Here is a 17,131-nt window from a genome sequence, read left to right on the forward strand (position 1 = left end):
TCAGCGCCCCGGCCTCTGCCGCACCCACCAGAGCCCGGCCACCCCGAGCAGTCCGCCCACCGCGCAGGTCCACGCCCCGTGCGGTCCGACGGTCCCGGTCAGCCACAGCACCAGGGCGACCACGAAGGCCACCGCCCACACCACGATGCCGAACCGGAACACCGGACGCAGGCTGACCGGCACCGGGTCGGGGGTGGGTCGGCGGCGTTCGGGGCGCAGCGCGAGCTGCAGGAAGGACGGCACGAAGGTCAGCCTAGGGGGTCCCTGTGCCGCTCAGTTGCCGCCGAAGGCCAGGGAGGTGGCGGTGGCCAGCGCCTGGGGGACGGCCGCCAGATAGGCGTGGGCGACGTCCCACGGTTCGAGGCCGGTGGCGGCGACGGCGTCGGAGTCGTTCTCCTCGTGGGCGAGCACAGCGGCGAGCGCCCGGCCGTGGTGGCCCTCGTGCCGGAGGATCGCCGCCGAGAGGTGGTCGGAGATGCCGGTGCGCTCGACCAGGTCGGTGAGCTCGATCGCCTGCTGGGCGGCGACGGCGGAGAGCAGGCCGACGGTGTAGCCGGCGTCGTCCCCGGACAGGGCCCGGCAGGTCATGGCGCGGGTCAGCACGGTCCACAGCGCGGCGACGGTGTTCGGGCGGGCGTCGATCAGGGAGGCGATGGCCAGGGCGTGCAGCTGCCGGGGACCGACCAGCACGACGGCCTGCCGGACGGAGTCGACCTCGGTGCGCAGGCCGAAGGCGCTGGAGTTGACCAGGTGCAGGACCCGCATGGACAGCTCGGGGTCGGCGGCGACGGTGGTGACGACGGCGTTCTGGTCGACCTGGTCGGCGGACAGGATGCGCAGCAGCTCCAGGCACTGGAGCTCGCCGGCGTTGAAGCTGCGGCGGACCGGCGCCTGGTCGCGCTGGAACATCGGGCCCTGGAGCAGGTCGGCGCCGAGGCCGATGCCGCGGGTGATCCGGTCGGTGGAGTCGGCGCGCTCGGCCAGGACGGCGGCACCGGCGTGGTGCGCGCGGTCGACCAGGAGGGCGAGCTGGTCGTCGTAGCGGGCCAGGTCGATCTTGACCAGGGCGACCCGGTCGAGCAGGCGGTCCTGGGGGGCGGTGCCCTGGTAGTCGGCGAGCGCCAGCCGGGAGCCGCGGGCCTGGGCGAGGGCGACCAGCGCGTCGATCTCCGGGTGCCGGGACAGCGCGGGCGTGATCTCCAGCAGGAGTCGCTCGGGATCGCCCCAGACGGAGGTGGTCCCGGCGAGCACGCCGACGGTGGCCCGGAGCAGCACCAGCCGGTCGGCGGCCAGACCGGAGAGGTCGAGCGCGGCGTACTCGGCGTCGGCGTGCGAGGCCGCGGCCTCGTCGGACACCGGGCGGCCGTCGGGGCCGGTGACGCGGACCTGGACGGCATAGCCGTAGACGGTGCGGTCGGGCTGCACCACGGGCTGACGCAGCACGGTCACCGTGCCGACACCGACGGAGGTCATCGCGTCTCCAGGGAGGTTCAGGGGCGGCCGAGCGGCGCGCGCAGCGGGAGGTCGTCGGCGAGCACGGTCTGCGCGGCGGCGCCGGTGGCGGGGTTCACCAGCAGCGGGGCCAGCAGGTTCGCGGTGGGCGGCTGGGTGCCCTGCGCCGGGCGCACCACGACCAGGACGCGCAGCTGGTCGGCACCGAGCAGGGTGTGCAGCTCGTCGCCGATCCGCGGGGCGTAGTCCGGGAAGTACGGCTCCGGGTCGACGACGAACAGCCGCACCGGGCGGGCGCCCTCCGGGGCGGAGCGGAGCGCGAACAGCGATCCGGCCTCGTCCAGGGCGGCCACCTCGAAGTCGGTGTACCCGTCCAGGCCGGGCATGGCGGCGGCCAGGTGCAGCGCGGTCGGCAGCACGAGGGGCGTGGTCTCAAGCGTCATGGTCATCGCAGGTAGTCCAGAAGGGTCGGCTGGAGGACCTTCGCAGCGGCCCCGAGGGCGCCCTTGTAGGCGACCTCCTGGGACTGCAGGTCCAGGATGATCTGCGCCAGGTCGATGTCCTCGATCTCCGACAGACGGGTCTTGCTGGTGAGCGTCTGGTCGGTGATCCGGCTCTGCGCCGTCTCGATCTGGTTGGTGCGCGCACCCACCGAGGCGACCTCGGTGAGCATCGCGGTGATGTGGCCGTCCAGGGCGTCGATCTGGTCGGTCGGGTCGCCCCCGGCACGCAGGGTGGCGGAGATGGAGTCGAGCACGGCGAACACCGAGTCGTCGCCGTCACCGAAGACCGCGCTGCCGGTGGAGTCCACCCGGACGGTGGTGCCGTCGCCGACGGTGCGGGTGACGGAGCCCCCGGCGACGCCGCGGAAGGTGCCGTCGTCCTCGAACGCCGGCGCTGCGGTGGTCCCCGCGAAGACGCTGCGGCCGAGGTAGCTGGTGTTGGCCTGCCGGAGCAGGTCGGCCTTGAGGCCGTCGATCTCCTCGGCGAGGGCGACCCGGGAGGTGTCGCCCAGGGCGGCGTCGCCACCCTGGAGGGCGAGCACCCGGACCCGGCGCATGTCCGCCAGGGAGGTGGTCAGGGCGTTGTCGACCGTGGTCAGCCACGCGTTGCCGTCGGCGGCGTTCCGCGAGTACTGGTCGAGCATCCGCTGCTCGCCGCGCAGGCGCAGCATGTCGGAGGCCCCGGCCGGGTCGTCGGACGGCCGGTTGATCGTCTTGCCCGAGGACGCCTGCGACTGCAGGTCGGCCATCTTCTGCAGGTTGGTCTGCAGATTGGTCAGCGTCGAGTTGCGCACCGTCAGATGCGTCACCCGTCCGATCGCGGTCATCGGCCCACCACCCCCGTGCGGTTGATCAGCGTGTCGAGCATCTCGTCGATGGCGGTGAGCACCCGGGCCGCGCCCTCGTAGGCGCGCTGGTAGGCGAGCATGTTGATGCTCTCCTCGTCGGTGTCCACCGAGGTCTGGGCCAGCTGCTGGGCCTCCGACGTCGCGCGGGCGGCCTCGGCCACCGAGGCGCGGGAGGAGGCGCTGGCGGAGCGGACGCCGAGCTGGACCACGTTCGCGGACCAGGTGGCGTTCGGGCCGTCGGTCGCGGTGGCCAGGGCGGCGAGCTTGTCGCCGATCGACCCGTCGAGCGCGCCGGCGCCGGCGGCGGCCAGGCCGACGTCCTGGGGGTCGGTGATCGCGACCTTCAGGCCCAGGGCGGCGGGCTTGCCGGCTTCCAGGGCGAAGAAGTCCCCGGCGGTGGTCCCGGTCTCGTAGCCGGCCTCGGTGTACGCGGTGTTGTGCAGCGCGTTGACTTGGGTGGCGATCTGGGTGGCCAGGGTGTTGTAGCCGGTGGCGGCCTCGGTGAGCATGCCGCCGGAGCCGCTGGCGTTCGGCGGGGCGAGCACGGTGAGCAGACCGGCGACCCGGCCGCCGTCCAGCCCGGCGCTGGCGCCGTTCTTGGACCACACGATGCCGACCGATTCGCCGGCCATCGCCTGGTCGAAGCTCTTGGCCCCGGTGACCTCGAGGGTGTTGGCCTTGGCGCCGTTCACCAGGGCGTTCCCGGCGACCATCACGTCGACGGTGCCGTTCTCCTGGATCCGGGCGGTGGCGCCGACCAGACCGGACAGCTGGGTGATCAGCAGGTCCCGGGAGTCCATCAGCTCGTTGGCGGAGCCGCCGGCGTTGGTGATGGCCAGGATCCGGCTGTTCAGGTCGGCCAGGTTGGCGGCGGTGGTGTTGACCTGGGTGACCAGGGAGTTCGTGGTGGTCAGCGTCTGGTTCCACTGGGTCTGCGCGCCGTTGTAGAGCGTGGCGATCTGGTTGGCGACCGCGGTGGAGCGCTCCAGCAGCACCGACCGGGAGGCCGAGCCCTCGGAGGACTTGGAGGCCTCGGACCAGGCGGTGAACATGTTCGTCAGCTGGCTGGAGAGGCCGGTGTCACCGGGCTCGCCGACCGCGTCCTCCAGCTGGGAGTAGGAGGTGGACAGCTGCTGCAGGTAGGCGGCGCCGGAGGTCTCGGTGCGCAGCCGGGCGTCGACGAAGATGTCGCCCATCCGCTCGAACCCGGAGGTGAACACGCCCTGGCCGACCCCGCTGGAGGTGGCGAACATGGACGGGACCGAGCTGGCGGGCAGGGCGGACAGGGTGGCGCGCTGCCGGGTGTAGCCGACCGTGTTGGCATTGGCGACGTTCTGGCCGGAGACCTCCAGCCCCTGCCGCTGAGCGATCAGCGAGGAGAGGGCGGTGCCGAGTCCGGAGAAGGTGCTCATCGTCTAGGTGTCCTCTCGGGCGGTCAGAACGACCGGTCGATCAGCTGGGCGGTGCGGTCCGAGGCGGCGGAGTTGCCCTGGCCGTCGTAGGTCTGCACGGAGTCCTGCAGGGAGAGCAGGGTCTCCTGGGTGGCGCGGTGGCTCATCGCCAGCAGCTCGCGGTTGCCGTCGGCCAGCTGCGCGATCTCGGTGGTGAGGGTGACGAAGGCGTCGCGGTGGGCGCGCAGCAGCTCGTCCCACGGCGCGGGAGCGTGCTCGGCGAGCGCGGCCAGGCCGGAACCGGGCGCCAGGCCCAGCTCGAGGGCGACCGCGTCGGACTCCACGGAGCGGCCGAGCTCGGCGTCGCGGATCTGGTCCAGGACGGTCTCGACCTCGCGGGTGGCGTGTCCCAGCCACCGGGTGCGGCCGCTGGTGAGCACCAGCTGCTCCTCCTCCAGCTTGAACAGCAGGAGCTCGAGCAGGTTCCGCTCGGTCCACAGGACGTCGGACAGCTCGCTGAGCGCCATCTCGCGGTTCTCCTTCACGGGGATCTGGGCTGGTACCCCCTGCTCATCGGTCACCCGCTCGCGGATGTGAACAGTCGCCGCGATTCCCAGGGCTCTCACAGCCCGGAGGGTGAGGGAAACGGGCGGATCGGACGCATCGGACGAGTGTTGAATATGAGCTGCATCACACCCGGACGGGTGTCACCCGGAGGAATGGGTGAGCTTGTCCGATTCGTCGGCCGGATAGGTCCGAAATTCCGGTATTCACGGGAGGAATCGGACACGCCATGAAGTTCGTGTGAATCGCTCAAGCCCTTTTCTCCCAGGGCCGAGAACCGGGTTGTGAACAACGCAGCCGCCTCCCGTGTCGCGACCTCCGCCGCCGGAACCCCCTCCGCCGACGACCTCGTCGTCGCGCACATGCCCCTGGTGGGCTACCACGTGAGCGAGGTCCTCGCCCGGGTGCCCGCCACGGTCAGCCGGGAGGACCTGGTCTCCGCCGGGCACCTCGCCCTGGTGCTGGCCTCGCGGGCCTACGACGCCGCCACCGGCGTCCCGTTCAGCCGGTACGCCGCGCTGCGGATCCGCGGCGCGCTGATCGACGAGCTGCGGTCGATGGACTGGGCCAGCCGTGGCGCCCGGCACCGTGCCCGCGAGCTGGGCGCCGCCAGCGACCGGCTCACCGCGACCCTGGGCCGCACGCCGTCCCGGACCGAGCTCGCCAGCGAGCTGGGCACCGACGTCGCCGCGGTGGACCAGGCCCGGCAGGACGCCGAGCGGCGCGTGCTGTCGATGGACGCCACCGTGCACCCGGTCGCGGACCTGGTCCGCGACGAGGCCCCCGGCCCGGAGGACAACGTCCTGATGGGCGAGCGGCTGCGGTACCTGCGCGCCGCGGTGGAGACCCTGCCGGACCGGCTGCGCCTGGTCATCGAGGGCCTGTTCCTCCAGGACCGGTCGGTGGCCGAGCTGGCCGAGGAGCTGGGCGTGACCCAGTCCCGGATCAGCCAGCTGCGCACCGAGGGCCTGGGCCTGATGAAGGACGGCCTGAACGCGAGCCTCGACCCGGAGCTGGTGCCGGCCGCCACCCGCCCGGACGGAGTGGCCGAGCGCCGCCGCCGGTCGTACTTCGCCGCGGTCGCCAGCCGGGCCGCCATGGCCGCGGCCACCGTGCCGACGCAGCACGTCGCCCCCGCGGAGCAGCAGACCTACGCGGTCTGAAACTTCCGCCCCCAAACCACTCAGCCGGGTCCCCGCCCGGCCGATGTGACCGGGTGAGCCCACGGATGGGCCACCTACGACCCCACTCACGGAGGAAAAGATCATGGGTCTCTCGATCAACCAGAACCTCGCGGCGATGAACTCGTACCGCAACCTGTCCAACACGCAGAACGACCTGAGCCGTTCGCTGGAGAAGCTGTCCTCCGGCCTGCGGATCAACCGCGCGGCGGACGACGCGGCCGGCCTGGCGATCTCCGAGGGCCTGCGCGCCCAGATCGGTGGCACCCAGCAGGCCGTGCGCAACGCCCAGGACGGCATCTCGGTCGTGCAGACCGCTGAAGGTGCGCTCACCGAGACGCACTCGATCCTCCAGCGCATGCGGACCCTGTCCGTCCAGGCGGCCAACGACGGTGGTCTGTCCGACACCGCCAAGGGCAACATCCAGGACGAGATGGACCAGCTCAAGACCGAGCTGACCCGGATCTCCGACACCACGCAGTTCAACGGCACCAAGCTGCTGGACGGCAAGTACTCCGGCACCTTCCAGGTCGGCGCCAACACCTCGGCGCAGGACAAGATCACCGTGGACCTGACCCGCACCAACGGTCTGTCCTCCGAGGGTCTGGGTGTCAACGGCATCAACGTGACCGCTGTGGCCTCCGACGCCACCGCGGCCACCGTCACCAACGCCGTCGCGGGCACCGCCGGCACCATCGCGATCGCCGATCTGGACGCCGACACCTCGCTCGCCGGCCTGAACGGCACCGTCTCCATCGGCTCCAAGTCCCTGGACCTCGCCTCGGTGAAGTTCGAGGGCACCGGGGCCACGGGCGCCGGCACCGCCGACCTGGCCACCCTGAACGCCGCCCTCACCAAGACCTTCGGTGCTGGTGTCACGGCGTCGTTCGACGCGACCGACGGCCTGGTCATCACCGGCACCACCCCGGCTGCGGACGCGTCCGCCACCGCCGTGGCCGCCGCCTCCCCGACCTTCACCCAGAAGTCCGGGGCGACCGAGGCGATCGACCTGATCGACGCCGCGATCACCGACGTGTCGAAGACCCGTTCCCAGCTGGGTGCGGTCCAGAACCGCTTCGACCACACCATCAACAACCTCAACGTCGCGGTCGAGAACCTGACCGCCTCCGAGAGCCGGATCCGCGACACCGACATGGCGTCGGAGATGGTCTCGTTCACCCGGGCCCAGATCCTGTCCCAGGCCGGTACGGCCATGCTCGCGCAGGCCAAGTCGATCCCCCAGGGTGTGCTGCAGCTCCTGCAGTGATCCTGTCGTCCACGGGCGGCGCGTCGGACCCACATCCGGCTCGCCGCCCGTGGCGCATCATCTGAGGAAGGAACCCCCGCGTCATGGCCAGTAGCCTCGGCATCGACGGCCTCGTCAGCGGCCTGGACACCACCGCCCTGATCGACAAGCTGATCGCGGTGGAGGCCAACCAGCAGACGCTGCTGAAGTCGAAGAAGACCACCACCTCCACGCTGGTCTCGGCACTCCAGGCGCTGAACACCAAGGTCGCCTCGCTGGCCACCGCCGCGAAGAGCGCCGCCACCGCCACGTCCTGGCAGGCCGTGAAGGCCGCCACCTCGGACTCCGCCGTCGCGGGCGCCACCGTCGGCGAGGGCGCCACCCCCTCCACCCTGAACTTCCGGGTGGACACGGTCGCCGCCTCCCAGTCGACGATGTACACCCTCCCGGAGTACTACGACGGGACCCCCAGCTTCACGCTGACCGCCGCGGACGGGTCGACGCAGACCCTGACCGCCGCCAGCAGCAACATCACCGACGTGCTCGCCGCGTTCAACGCGGACGGCACCGGGGTGAAGGCCTCCGCGCTGAACGTCGGCACCGCCGCGGAGCCGAAGTACCGGCTCCAGCTGACCGGCACCGAGACGGGCGCCGCGCACGCCTTCACCCTCACCGCGGACAACCCGCTGGACGGGTCGAGCCTGACCACGCAGTCGATCCGCACCGCCTCGGACGCGACGATCACGCTGTGGCCCGGGACCGACGCCGAGTCCGTGGTCACCTCCTCGACCAACACCTTCGCGAACCTGGCCACCGGGGTCACGGTGAACGCGGTCAAGGTGAGCGCCGACCCGGTCACCGTGACGATCTCCCGCAACGACACCGCGCTGAGCTCGCTGGCCTCCGGCCTGGTGAACAACCTCAACACCGTGCTCTCCGAGATCACCTCGCGCACCTCGTCGACGACCTCCACCGCCACGGACGGCGGGACGATCATCACCGGTGGCGTGCTGTCCGGGAACACCACGGTCCGGCTGCTGCAGCAGGAGCTGACCAAGGCCGGCTCCGCGTCGGTCGGCGGCAGCTCGGCGGCGCAGGTCGGCATCGTGCTCAACAAGGACGGCACCTTCACCTTCGACCAGGAGAAGTTCACCGCGGCGATGGCCGCGGACCCGGCGAAGGTGCAGCAGGTGATCACCTCGATCGCGGACTCGCTGGAGAAGGTGGGCACCACCGCCTCCGACACCACCAAGGGCACGCTGACCAGCCAGATCACCACCTGGCAGGGCGAGGTCGACGACCTGGCCGACCGGATCGCGAGCTGGGACACCCGGCTGACCGACCGGCGCGCCGCCCTGGTGAAGATCTACGCGAATCTGGAGGTCTCGCTGTCGAACCTCCAGGCGCAGTCCACCTGGCTGTCCAGCCAGATCGATCAGCTCAACGCCAACAACTCCTGACGGGGGACGACACGATGGCCGGCTACGACGCCTATCGATCCCGCTTCCTGGCCGACGCGGTCGCCACCGCCGGACCGGCGAAGCTGCTGACCATGCTCTACGACCGGCTGGTGCTGGACCTGGACCGTGGCGAGGCCGCCCTGCGCGAGGGCCGCCGCCCCGAGGGCACCCAGCAGCTGGCGCACGCCCAGCAGATCGTGGCCGAGCTGATCGCCGACCTGGACGTGGACGCCTGGGAGGGCGGCGAGGGACTGCTCGCGCTCTACACCTTCGCGCTGTCCGAGCTGATCGAGGCCGGACTCACCGGCGACGCCGACCGGGCGGCCGGGGTGCGCGGCGTGATCGCCCCGCTCCGGGACACCTGGCACGAGGCCGCCGCCAGCCTGGCCGCGGACGTGCCCACCCAGCGCGACGGCGCGCTCGGCGCGAGCACCGGGGTGCTCGGTGTCGGCTGACGTCCTGGTCGACTGGGACATCGCCTGGCTGACCGCGCTGGACGAGCTGGAGCTCGCCGCCGACGAGGCCGAGCGTCTGCTGGCCTCGACCCACCTGCCGGCGGTCGAGGTGCCGCGGTGGACCGCACCGACCGGACTCGGACCGCTGCCGCTCGCGCTGCGCACCCGGGCCGAGACCCTGCTCGCCCGCCACATCGACGTGGCCCGTCGCACCGCCGCCGCCGCCGCGATGAGCCGCCGCGAGGCGGCCGTCGTGCAGCAGATCACCGCGAAGGCGCCCGCGCTGCCGGTGTACCTCGACGCCGAGGGCTGACCGGCCTTTACGGCAATTCGGACAATGTCCGACAGAATGCCCTGACCTGCGAGGACGTCTCAAAAAAACTCCTCATCGCCACGACGGCGTGACCGATGGGCAGATCGAGCACGGATCGCTCGCGCAGCAGGCCACGGATCGGCCGACCAGGTACCACCCTCGAAGAGGACCACTGGCCGATGGGCATGTTCGATTCCGTGAGCTTCGTCGCGCTCTCCAGCGCGCTCGATGGACTCTCGCTGCGCCAGCGCACGATCGCCGAGAACGTCGCGAACATCCAGACCCCGGGCTACCAGGCCAAGCGGGTCAGCTTCGAGGACGCCCTGTCCCGTGCCGTGGACAACGGCAGTGCAGCGGAAGCGGCCACAGTGCCCACAGTCGCGCGCTCCCTGGAGCCCACCCGCGAGGACGGCAACAACGTCAACCTCGACACCGAGACGCTCCTGAACGTCGACACGAACCTGCGCTACCAGCTGGCCACGCAGGCGATCGACGGCACCTTCTCCTCCATCCGCACCGCCATGAGGACCTCCTGATGACCACCTTCGGGGCGATCGGGATCGCCAGCACCGGGATGACCGTCTACCGCAAGTGGATCGACGCGGTGTCGGACAACCTCTCCAACCTCAACACCGTCCGGGCCACCAACGAGGACGCCTACCAGGCCAAGTACGTCATCGCCTCGGAGATCTCCTCCCAGAACGGCGGCGGCGTCCAGGTCAGCGGGATCGGGCTCGGCTCGGCCGAGGGCCGGATGGTCTACGAGCCGGACAACCCGCTCGCCGACGACGACGGCTACGTGAAGTACCCCGAGATCGACATGGCCAGCCAGATGGGCCAGCTGATCATGGCCCAGCGTGGCTACCAGGCGAACGCCGCCGTGGTCGACCGTGCCAAGGCCTCCTACGAGGCCGCCCTCCAGATCGGACGCAACTCATGAGCATCAGCCCCGTGTCCGGCGTGACCGGCACCTCCTACCTGCCCACGATGAGCCCGGCCACCACGGTCTCCGCGGGCGACAACGGGTTCTCCGACGTCCTGAGCGGCGCGATCAACAACGTCACCCAGGCGCAGTCGACCAGCAACGAGCTGGCGCTGCAGGCCGTGACCGGTGACCTGGACGACGTGCACGACTACACGGTGGCCGCCGCCGAGGCCAAGCTCCAGCTCGAGCTGACCGCCGCGGTCCGGAACAAGGCCGTCGACGCGTTCACCGAGATCATGAGGATGCAGGCCTGATGCCCGCGCAGGTGAAGTCCCTGTTCGGCCGCGTCACCGGCGCGGTCAAGGAGTTCAGTCTCCCGCAGCGCACCTTCGCGCTGATCGCCGTCGCGGCCCTGGTGCTGGGCGGCATCGCCCTGGCCAACTGGGCGAGCAAGCCGACCATGAGCCCGCTGTTCTCCGGCCTGTCCGCGACCGACGCCTCCGCGGTGGTCGACCAGCTCAACGCCGAGGGCGTCTCGTACCAGCTCACCGACGGCGGCGCGACGGTCATGGTGCCGAACGACCAGCTGTACTCGATGCGGCTGAAGCTCGCCGCGGCCGGACTGCCGGCCAACGAGGACGGCGACGGCTACTCGCTGCTGGACGGCATGTCGATGACCTCCAGCGAGTTCCAGCAGCAGACCACCTACCAGCGTGCGATCGAGGGCGAGCTCGCCAAGACGATCAGCGCGATGCAGGGCGTCGACTCGGCCAGCGTGAAGCTCGCGCTGCCCACCGACTCGGTCTTCGTCTCCGAGAAGCAGGACCCGACCGCGTCGGTGTTCATCCGGACCAAGACCGGCACCGAGCTGTCCACCGACCAGGTCGAGGCGATCGTGCACCTGGTGTCCGCGGGCATCGAGGGCATGAAGGCGACCGACGTCGCCGTGATCGACGCCAGCGGCCAGGTGCTGTCCGCGGTCGGCACCGGTGTGGCGGGCGCCTCGGGCAACCAGACCACCACCGACTACGAGAGCCGGGTCACCTCGGCCGTGCAGGCGCTGCTGGACCAGGTGCTCGGCACCGGCAAGTCCGCGGTCACCATGACGGCCGACCTGGACTACGACCAGACCCAGCGCACCACCGAGGAGTTCTCCGCCGCGGAGGGCGTCCCGCCGCTGGCCTCGTCCACGACGACCGAGGAGTACTCCGGCACCGGCTCCGGCACCGCCACCGGCGTGCTCGGCCCGGACAACATCGCGGTGCCCACCGGCGACGCGACCTCCGGGGACGGCAGCTACACCAGCACCTCCGAGGACGTGAACAACGCGGTGAACAAGGTCACCGAGGTCACCCAGCAGGCACCGGGCTCGGTCCGCCGTCAGTCGCTGGCCGTCGCGGTGGACACCACCGCCGCCGCCGGGATCGACATGGCCCAGCTGACCGAGATGCTGTCCGCCGCCGCCGGGATCGACACCACCCGGGGCGACACCATCGCGGTGCAGCGGATGGCCTTCGACACCACCGGCGCCGACGCCGCCGCCAGCGCGCTGGCCGCCGCCGACGCGGAGACCGCCGCCGCGGCCCGTCAGTCCCTGATCCGCCAGGCCGCCATCGCCGGGGCGCTGCTCCTGCTGGTGATCGTCGTCGCGGTGGTGCTGGCCCGACGGTCCCGCCGGGCCCGGCGCGAGGCGCTGGACATCGGCGAGCTGACCACCGTGATGGAGCCCCCGGCCGACCTGCCGGAGCTGGAGGAGTCGGCGGACATCCCGCCCGCGCTCCCCGGACCCGCCGAGGTCGACCCGGTCGCCGAGTCGCTCGCGGTCAAGCGGGCCGAGATCTCCGCCCTGGCCGACGAGCAGCCGGGTGAGGTCGCCGACCTGCTCCGCGGCTGGATGAGCAACCCCGCGGGACGGCGCTGATGTCCACTCCGACCATGACCGTGGGCCTGACCGGCACCCAGAAGGCCGCGATGCTGCTGCTGCAGCTCGGCCGCGAGCGGGCCGCCCGGGTGATGGCCCAGCTCGACACCGCCGAGATCGAGGAGCTCACCGCCGAGATCATGCGGCTGGAGCGCCTGGACCAGGGCGTCGCCGACGAGGTGATCGAGGAGTTCTACGTCGCCTCGGCCATCGGTCCGGCGGTCGGCGGCGGCATCGGCGCGGCGACGCAGCTGCTGGAGGGCGCGCTCGGCCGCGACGAGGCCGCGGGGATGATCGAGCGGCTGCAGACCTCCATGGCCGGGCAGCCCTTCGAGTTCCTGCAGCACGCGGACGCCCGTCAGGTGATCTCCCTGCTGAACGGCGAGCACCCGCAGGCGGTCGCCCTCGTGCTGGCCCACCTGCGCCCGGAGCACGCGTCGGCGATCCTGGCCGGTCTGCCCGGCGAGCGCCAGGCCGAGGTCGCGCACCGGATCGCGCTGATGGAGCGCGCCTCGCCGGATGTGGTCCAGGTGATCGCGGAGAGCCTGCAGCGCAAGGCCTCCACCGTGCTGACCCCGAACGAGATGGCCGCGATCGGTGGCGTCCAGCCGCTGGTCGAGATCATCAACCGCGCCGACCCGACCACGGAGAAGCTGATCCTGGAGGGCCTGATGAGCCGGGACGAGTCCCTGGCCGACGAGGTCCGCAGCCGGATGTTCGTCTTCGGCGACATCGTGCTCCTGGAGGACCGCGCCATGCAGCTGGTGCTGCGCGGCGTCGAGACCAACGAGCTGTCGGTCGCCCTCAAGGGTGCCGCGCCGGAGGTGCGGGAGAAGATCCTGCGCAACCTCTCCGAGCGTGCCCGGGAGAACCTGGAGGAGGAGATCGAGCTGCTCGGCCCGATCCGCCTGTCCCAGGTGGAGGAGGCCCGCGCCGGCATCGTGCAGGTGATCCGCCGCCTGGAGGAGTCCGGTCAGATCGTGATCCGGCGCGAGGGCGAGGACGAGTTCGTTGCCTGAGACCTTCGCACCCGCGTTCGGCGCGCTGCCGACCGCGCACGCCGGGGGCGACTCGCGCGCCGCGGGTTATGCGGCCGGATACGCCGGGGGCTATGCCGCCGGTGCCCGCGAGGCCGCCCGTGCCGCCGAGGTCGAGGCGGAGCGGGTCCGCGCCGAGCTGGTGCTCGCCGAGTCCCGTCGTGCCGTCGACCACCGGACCGCGCTGGCGACCCTGACCGCCGCGGCCCGCGCCGCCGCCGACCGTGCGCTGCCGGTGCTGGCCGAGGCCGAGCAGGCGCTGATCGCCGCCGCCCTGGAGCTGGCCACCGCCGTGCTCGGCCGGGAGCTGTCCGACGCGGAGACCTCCGCCCGGGCCGCCCTCGACCGGGTGCTGGCCGCGGCGCCGGGCGCCGGGCTGCACACCGTGCGCCTGCACCCGCGCGACCTGGACACCCTGCGGGCGCTGGACGCCACCGGGAACCCGGCGCTGACCGGCGTCGAGCTGGTCGCGGACCTCTCGTTGGCCCTCGGCGACGCGGTGGGCGAGTTCCCCGAGGGCGTCCTGGACGCCCGGATCGGCGCCGCCCTGGAGCGTGCCCGGGCCGAACTGGGGCAGTCGTGATCCCCGCGCAGCGCGGACTCGTCGAGCCGGTCGCCACCGCGCCGGCCGCGCCGTCGCACGTGTTCTCCGCCGCAGCCGCCCCGCGCTGGCACCGTGCGCTGCGCGCCGCCGCGCCGGAGCGGACCGGCACCGTGCGCGGTGTGGTCGGCCTGACCGTCGAGGTCGCCGGGACCGGCGCCGCCGTGGGCGAGCTGGTCGGCATCGACACCGGTGCGACCGAGACCCTGGCCGAGGTGGTCGCCACCGGTGCCGGCTCCGCGCACTGCATGCCGCTGGGACCGACCCACGGGCTGCGTGCAGGGATGCGGGTCCGCCCGCACCGTCGCGCGCTGAGCGCCCCGGTCGGACCGGGTCTGCTGGGCCGGGTGCTGGACGGCCTGGGCCGGCCGATCGACGGCAAGGGCCCGCTGGTGGGCGTCGACCAGGTCGAGGTCACCGGTCACGCACCGCACCCGCTGGCCCGGGCCCGGGTCGACCAGCCGCTGGAGCTGGGCGTGCGGGTGCTGGACACCCTGGTCTCCGCCGGGCGCGGTCAGCGGCTCGGCCTGTTCGCCGGGTCCGGCGTCGGCAAGTCGAGCCTGCTGTCCATGATCGCCCGCGGCACCGAGGCGCAGGTCTCGGTGATCGCACTGGTGGGGGAGCGTGGTCGTGAGGTCCGCGAGTTCCTGGAGGACGACCTCGGTCCGGAGGGGCTGGCCCGCTCCGTGGTGGTGGTCGCCACCTCCGACGAGCCGCCCGCGGTCCGGCTGCGCAGCGCGTTCGTCGCCACCCGGATCTCCGAGTGGTTCCGGGACCGCGGCGACGACGTGGTGCTGATGATGGACTCGCTCACCCGGGTGGCGATGGCCCAGCGCGAGGTCGGCCTGTCGGTCGGCGAGCCCCCGGCCACCCGCGGGTACCCGCCGAGCACCTTCGCCCTGCTGGCCCAGCTGCTGGAACGGGCCGGCACCGGCCCGGTCGGGTCGGTCACCGGGCTCTACACCGTCCTGGTGGACGGTGACGACCACAACGAGCCGATCGCGGACGCCGCCCGGTCGATCCTGGACGGCCACGTGGTGCTGGACCGCAAGCTCGCGGTCGCCGGGCACTTCCCGTCGGTGGACGCCCTCGGGTCGATCTCCCGGGTCGCCTCCCGGGTGCTGGACGGCGGGCAGAAGCAGCTCGCCACCCAGCTACGCCGGGTGATGGCCGCGCGCCGTCAGGCCCAGGACCTGCTGGACGTCGGCGCCTACGTCTCCGGCTCCAACCCGCTGGTCGACGCCGCGGTCACCCACGCCGGCGCGATCGACGACTTCCTGCGCCAGGGCATGGACGAGGCCGCACCGTCGGCCCAGTCCTGGTCCCGGCTGGCCGCCCTGGTCGACGCGATGGGGGAGATCCGATGAGCGCCTTCCGCCTGGCCGGTCTCCTGCGGCTGCGCGCCCTGGCCGAGGAGCAGGCCGCCGTCGAGCTGGCCGGTGCCACCCGCGCCCGGGACGCCGCGGTCGCCCGCCGGGTCGCCACCGAGGAGGCGATCGGCGCCGCCGCGTTCCCGGTCGGCACCAACGCCACCGCCCTGCGCGCGGTGATCGCCAGCCGGCTCGCGCTCAGCGGCCTGCTGGTCGAGCAGCGCGCGCTCACCGTCGCCGCTCAGACCGTGGTGGACGACAAGGACGCGGAGTGGTCCGCCGCCCGGACCCGCACCCGCACCCTGGAGAAGCTGGAGGAACGGCACGTGACCACCGAGCGCGACGCCGACCAGCGGGCCGAGCAGCTGGTCCTGGACGAGATCGCGGGCCGCCGTGGCGGGTCCCGCCCGACGCTGCCGGGGGAGGACGCATGACCGGCATCGCCGCCGTGCAGGCCCGGATCGCGGAGCTGCAGGCCTTGTTCACCCCGACGGTCGCCACCACGACGACCGCCGCCACCACCGGTTCCGCCACCGCCTCGACCAGCTCCGGGGTCGACTTCGCCCAGGCGCTGTCCGCGCTGACCGGCACCGGCACCACCGGGACCACCGTCGCCGACAGCGCCGTATCCGGCACCGTGACCGGGGAGTCACTGGTCGAGTCCGCGAAGAAGTACCAGGGCACGCCCTACGTCTGGGGTGGCGAGTCGCTGGACGAGGGCGGGCTGGACTGCTCCGGTCTGGTGCAGCGCTCGCTGGCCGACCTGGGGGTCACCGACATCCCGCGCACCGCCCGCGAGCAGATGACCCTCGGCGAGGAGGTGCCGTCGCTGGACCAGGCCCGGCCCGGTGACCTCGTCGTCTTCAACGGGGGCACCCACATCGGCATCTACGTCGGCGACGGCAAGATGATCGACGCCCCCAAGCCCGGCGACCAGGTGCGGATCCGCGACGTCTACACCGAGCCGAGCACCATCCGCCGGATCCTGCCGTCCGCCGCCGAGGTCACCGCCAGCACCGCCTCGGCCTCCGCCTCCGCCGGGCAGACCGCGCTGGCGGTGCTGGCCGGGAGCGGGTCGACCTCCTCCTCGTCCCTGACGAGCCTGCTGTCCGTGCTCAACGGTTCCTCGACCACCGGGTCCTCCACCACGAGTGACCTCTCCGCCCTGCTGGGAGTGACCGCATGACCATCGTCCAGAGCAGTGTCCTGAGCCGGACGGGTGTCGTCGCCGACGCCGCCCGTTCCGGGTCGACGGGCGCCGGGACCGGATTCGACGCCGTGCTCGCCGGAGCCGTCCGCGACGACCGGGGGAGCGCCGCCCGGACCGGGGGCCCCGCCGAACGGCCGGATGCCAGGAGCCAGGTCGACCGCGCCGCGGCCGACCGCAGCCGGGCCACCGCCGACCGCGCAGCGACCGACCGCGCAGCGACCGACCGCAGCCGGGCGTCCGCCGACCGTGCGGCCGCCGCCGCCGACCGGGCCGCCGCCGACCGCAGCCGGGCGACCGCCGACCGGTCCGCCGCCGCGGATCGCCACCGGTCCGCCGCCGAGCTGCGGGACCGCGCCGCGACCGACCGGGCCGGGCAGCGCACGGGCGGCAGCGAGCCCGCCGCGGACGCCGCCCCGGGCCCGGACGCCGCGACGCCGACCACCGACGGCGCCGCCGTGACCGAGCCGGCCGTGGCGGACCCGGCCGTGGCCGATCCCGCCGCGCCGACCGACTCCCCGGCCGTCCCCCCGGCGCAGGCCGCTCCGGTCGACGGCGCGCCGTCCGGCGAGGCGCTGCCGGCGGACGCCGCCCCGGCGGAGACCGCCCCGCAGCCGGACCCGGAGGCCTCCGCCGACGCCGCCGACCAGCAGCTCG

General features: G+C 72.8%; 20 protein-coding genes and 1 pseudogene. 15 read left to right on the forward strand and 6 right to left on the reverse strand.

What is annotated here, in order from left to right:
• Genes OGL89_RS10750 through flgN form a run of 6 tightly spaced genes read right to left on the reverse strand, consistent with a single transcriptional unit; the run spans position 1 to position 4,820 of the window.
• A complete protein-coding gene (locus tag OGL89_RS10750; protein ID WP_263120089.1) occupies positions 1-243 on the reverse strand; it encodes a DUF2530 domain-containing protein in 243 nt (80 codons plus the stop codon).
• A gap of 30 nt (positions 244-273) precedes the next feature.
• The gene (locus OGL89_RS10755) at positions 274-1,473 is read right to left on the reverse strand and encodes an HDOD domain-containing protein (protein WP_263120090.1); all 1,200 of its coding nucleotides are present in this window, start codon (positions 1,471-1,473) and stop codon (positions 274-276) included.
• A 17-nt stretch (positions 1,474-1,490) separates the two neighbouring features.
• Positions 1,491-1,901 carry a flagellar assembly protein FliW gene (locus OGL89_RS10760; RefSeq protein ID WP_263120092.1) on the reverse strand — a complete coding sequence of 137 codons (411 nt, stop codon included), beginning with the start codon at positions 1,899-1,901 and terminating at the stop codon, positions 1,491-1,493.
• On the reverse strand, positions 1,898-2,782 hold the full coding sequence (gene flgL / locus OGL89_RS10765; RefSeq protein ID WP_263120093.1) for a flagellar hook-associated protein FlgL: 885 nt from the start codon (positions 2,780-2,782) through the stop codon (positions 1,898-1,900). Before flgL ends, OGL89_RS10760 begins: the two co-directional genes overlap by 4 nt.
• Positions 2,779-4,215 carry a flagellar hook-associated protein FlgK gene (gene flgK, locus OGL89_RS10770; RefSeq protein WP_263120094.1) on the reverse strand — a complete coding sequence of 479 codons (1,437 nt, stop codon included), beginning with the start codon at positions 4,213-4,215 and terminating at the stop codon, positions 2,779-2,781. Before flgK ends, flgL begins: the two co-directional genes overlap by 4 nt.
• Before the next feature lie 23 nt (positions 4,216-4,238).
• Positions 4,239-4,820, reverse strand: coding sequence for a flagellar export chaperone FlgN (gene flgN, locus OGL89_RS10775; RefSeq protein WP_346770701.1), 582 nt, complete (start codon positions 4,818-4,820; stop codon positions 4,239-4,241).
• A gap of 222 nt (positions 4,821-5,042) precedes the next feature.
• Here flgN and OGL89_RS10780 point away from each other — a divergent pair, with 222 nt between their 5' ends.
• From OGL89_RS10780 to OGL89_RS10850, 15 genes and pseudogenes are all read left to right on the forward strand, one after another.
• Complete coding sequence (locus tag OGL89_RS10780; protein ID WP_263120095.1) at positions 5,043-5,921, forward strand: sigma-70 family RNA polymerase sigma factor; 879 nt, start codon at positions 5,043-5,045, stop codon at positions 5,919-5,921.
• 103 nt (positions 5,922-6,024) lie between these two features.
• Positions 6,025-7,206, forward strand: a complete 1,182-nt coding sequence (locus tag OGL89_RS10785) for a flagellin (protein WP_263120097.1) — start codon at positions 6,025-6,027, stop codon at positions 7,204-7,206.
• A gap of 83 nt (positions 7,207-7,289) precedes the next feature.
• Positions 7,290-8,645 carry a flagellar filament capping protein FliD gene (gene fliD / locus OGL89_RS10790; RefSeq protein WP_263120098.1) on the forward strand — a complete coding sequence of 452 codons (1,356 nt, stop codon included), beginning with the start codon at positions 7,290-7,292 and terminating at the stop codon, positions 8,643-8,645.
• 14 nt (positions 8,646-8,659) lie between these two features.
• A complete protein-coding gene (locus OGL89_RS10795; protein ID WP_263120099.1) occupies positions 8,660-9,100 on the forward strand; it encodes a flagellar export chaperone FliS in 441 nt (146 codons plus the stop codon).
• Positions 9,090-9,413, forward strand: a complete 324-nt coding sequence (locus OGL89_RS10800; RefSeq protein WP_263120101.1) for a hypothetical protein — start codon at positions 9,090-9,092, stop codon at positions 9,411-9,413. The genes OGL89_RS10795 and OGL89_RS10800 overlap by 11 nt, the downstream gene beginning before the upstream one ends.
• A 185-nt stretch (positions 9,414-9,598) precedes the next feature.
• Positions 9,599-9,949: a flagellar basal body rod protein FlgB gene (gene flgB, locus OGL89_RS10805; protein ID WP_263120113.1), complete on the forward strand. Its 351-nt coding sequence runs from the start codon at positions 9,599-9,601 to the stop codon at positions 9,947-9,949.
• On the forward strand, positions 9,949-10,353 hold the full coding sequence (locus OGL89_RS10810; RefSeq protein ID WP_263120103.1) for a flagellar basal body rod C-terminal domain-containing protein: 405 nt from the start codon (positions 9,949-9,951) through the stop codon (positions 10,351-10,353). Before flgB ends, OGL89_RS10810 begins: the two co-directional genes overlap by 1 nt.
• A complete protein-coding gene (fliE, locus tag OGL89_RS10815) occupies positions 10,350-10,652 on the forward strand; it encodes a flagellar hook-basal body complex protein FliE (protein ID WP_263120105.1) in 303 nt (100 codons plus the stop codon). The genes OGL89_RS10810 and fliE overlap by 4 nt, the downstream gene beginning before the upstream one ends.
• On the forward strand, positions 10,652-12,259 hold the full coding sequence (gene fliF, locus OGL89_RS10820) for a flagellar basal-body MS-ring/collar protein FliF (protein WP_263120107.1): 1,608 nt from the start codon (positions 10,652-10,654) through the stop codon (positions 12,257-12,259). The genes fliE and fliF overlap by 1 nt, the downstream gene beginning before the upstream one ends.
• A gap of 14 nt (positions 12,260-12,273) precedes the next feature.
• A complete protein-coding gene (gene fliG / locus OGL89_RS10825; RefSeq protein ID WP_263120114.1) occupies positions 12,274-13,278 on the forward strand; it encodes a flagellar motor switch protein FliG in 1,005 nt (334 codons plus the stop codon).
• A complete protein-coding gene (locus OGL89_RS10830; protein ID WP_263120108.1) occupies positions 13,271-13,879 on the forward strand; it encodes a FliH/SctL family protein in 609 nt (202 codons plus the stop codon). Before fliG ends, OGL89_RS10830 begins: the two co-directional genes overlap by 8 nt.
• 59 nt (positions 13,880-13,938) lie before the next feature.
• Positions 13,939-15,264: a FliI/YscN family ATPase gene (locus OGL89_RS10835; RefSeq protein WP_263120115.1), complete on the forward strand. Its 1,326-nt coding sequence runs from the start codon at positions 13,939-13,941 to the stop codon at positions 15,262-15,264.
• Entirely contained in the window at positions 15,261-15,701 is a 441-nt protein-coding gene (locus OGL89_RS10840) for a flagellar export protein FliJ (RefSeq protein ID WP_263120109.1), read from the forward strand. Before OGL89_RS10835 ends, OGL89_RS10840 begins: the two co-directional genes overlap by 4 nt.
• A complete protein-coding gene (locus OGL89_RS10845) occupies positions 15,698-16,453 on the forward strand; it encodes a C40 family peptidase (RefSeq protein ID WP_263120110.1) in 756 nt (251 codons plus the stop codon). The genes OGL89_RS10840 and OGL89_RS10845 overlap by 4 nt, the downstream gene beginning before the upstream one ends.
• Positions 16,450-17,131: pseudogene (locus tag OGL89_RS10850) on the forward strand (hypothetical protein); the annotation flags it as partial. The gene OGL89_RS10845 and the pseudogene OGL89_RS10850, both read left to right, overlap by 4 nt.

Source organism: Cellulomonas sp. RIT-PI-Y (assembly GCF_025642745.1).
GTDB lineage: Bacteria > Actinomycetota > Actinomycetes > Actinomycetales > Cellulomonadaceae > Cellulomonas.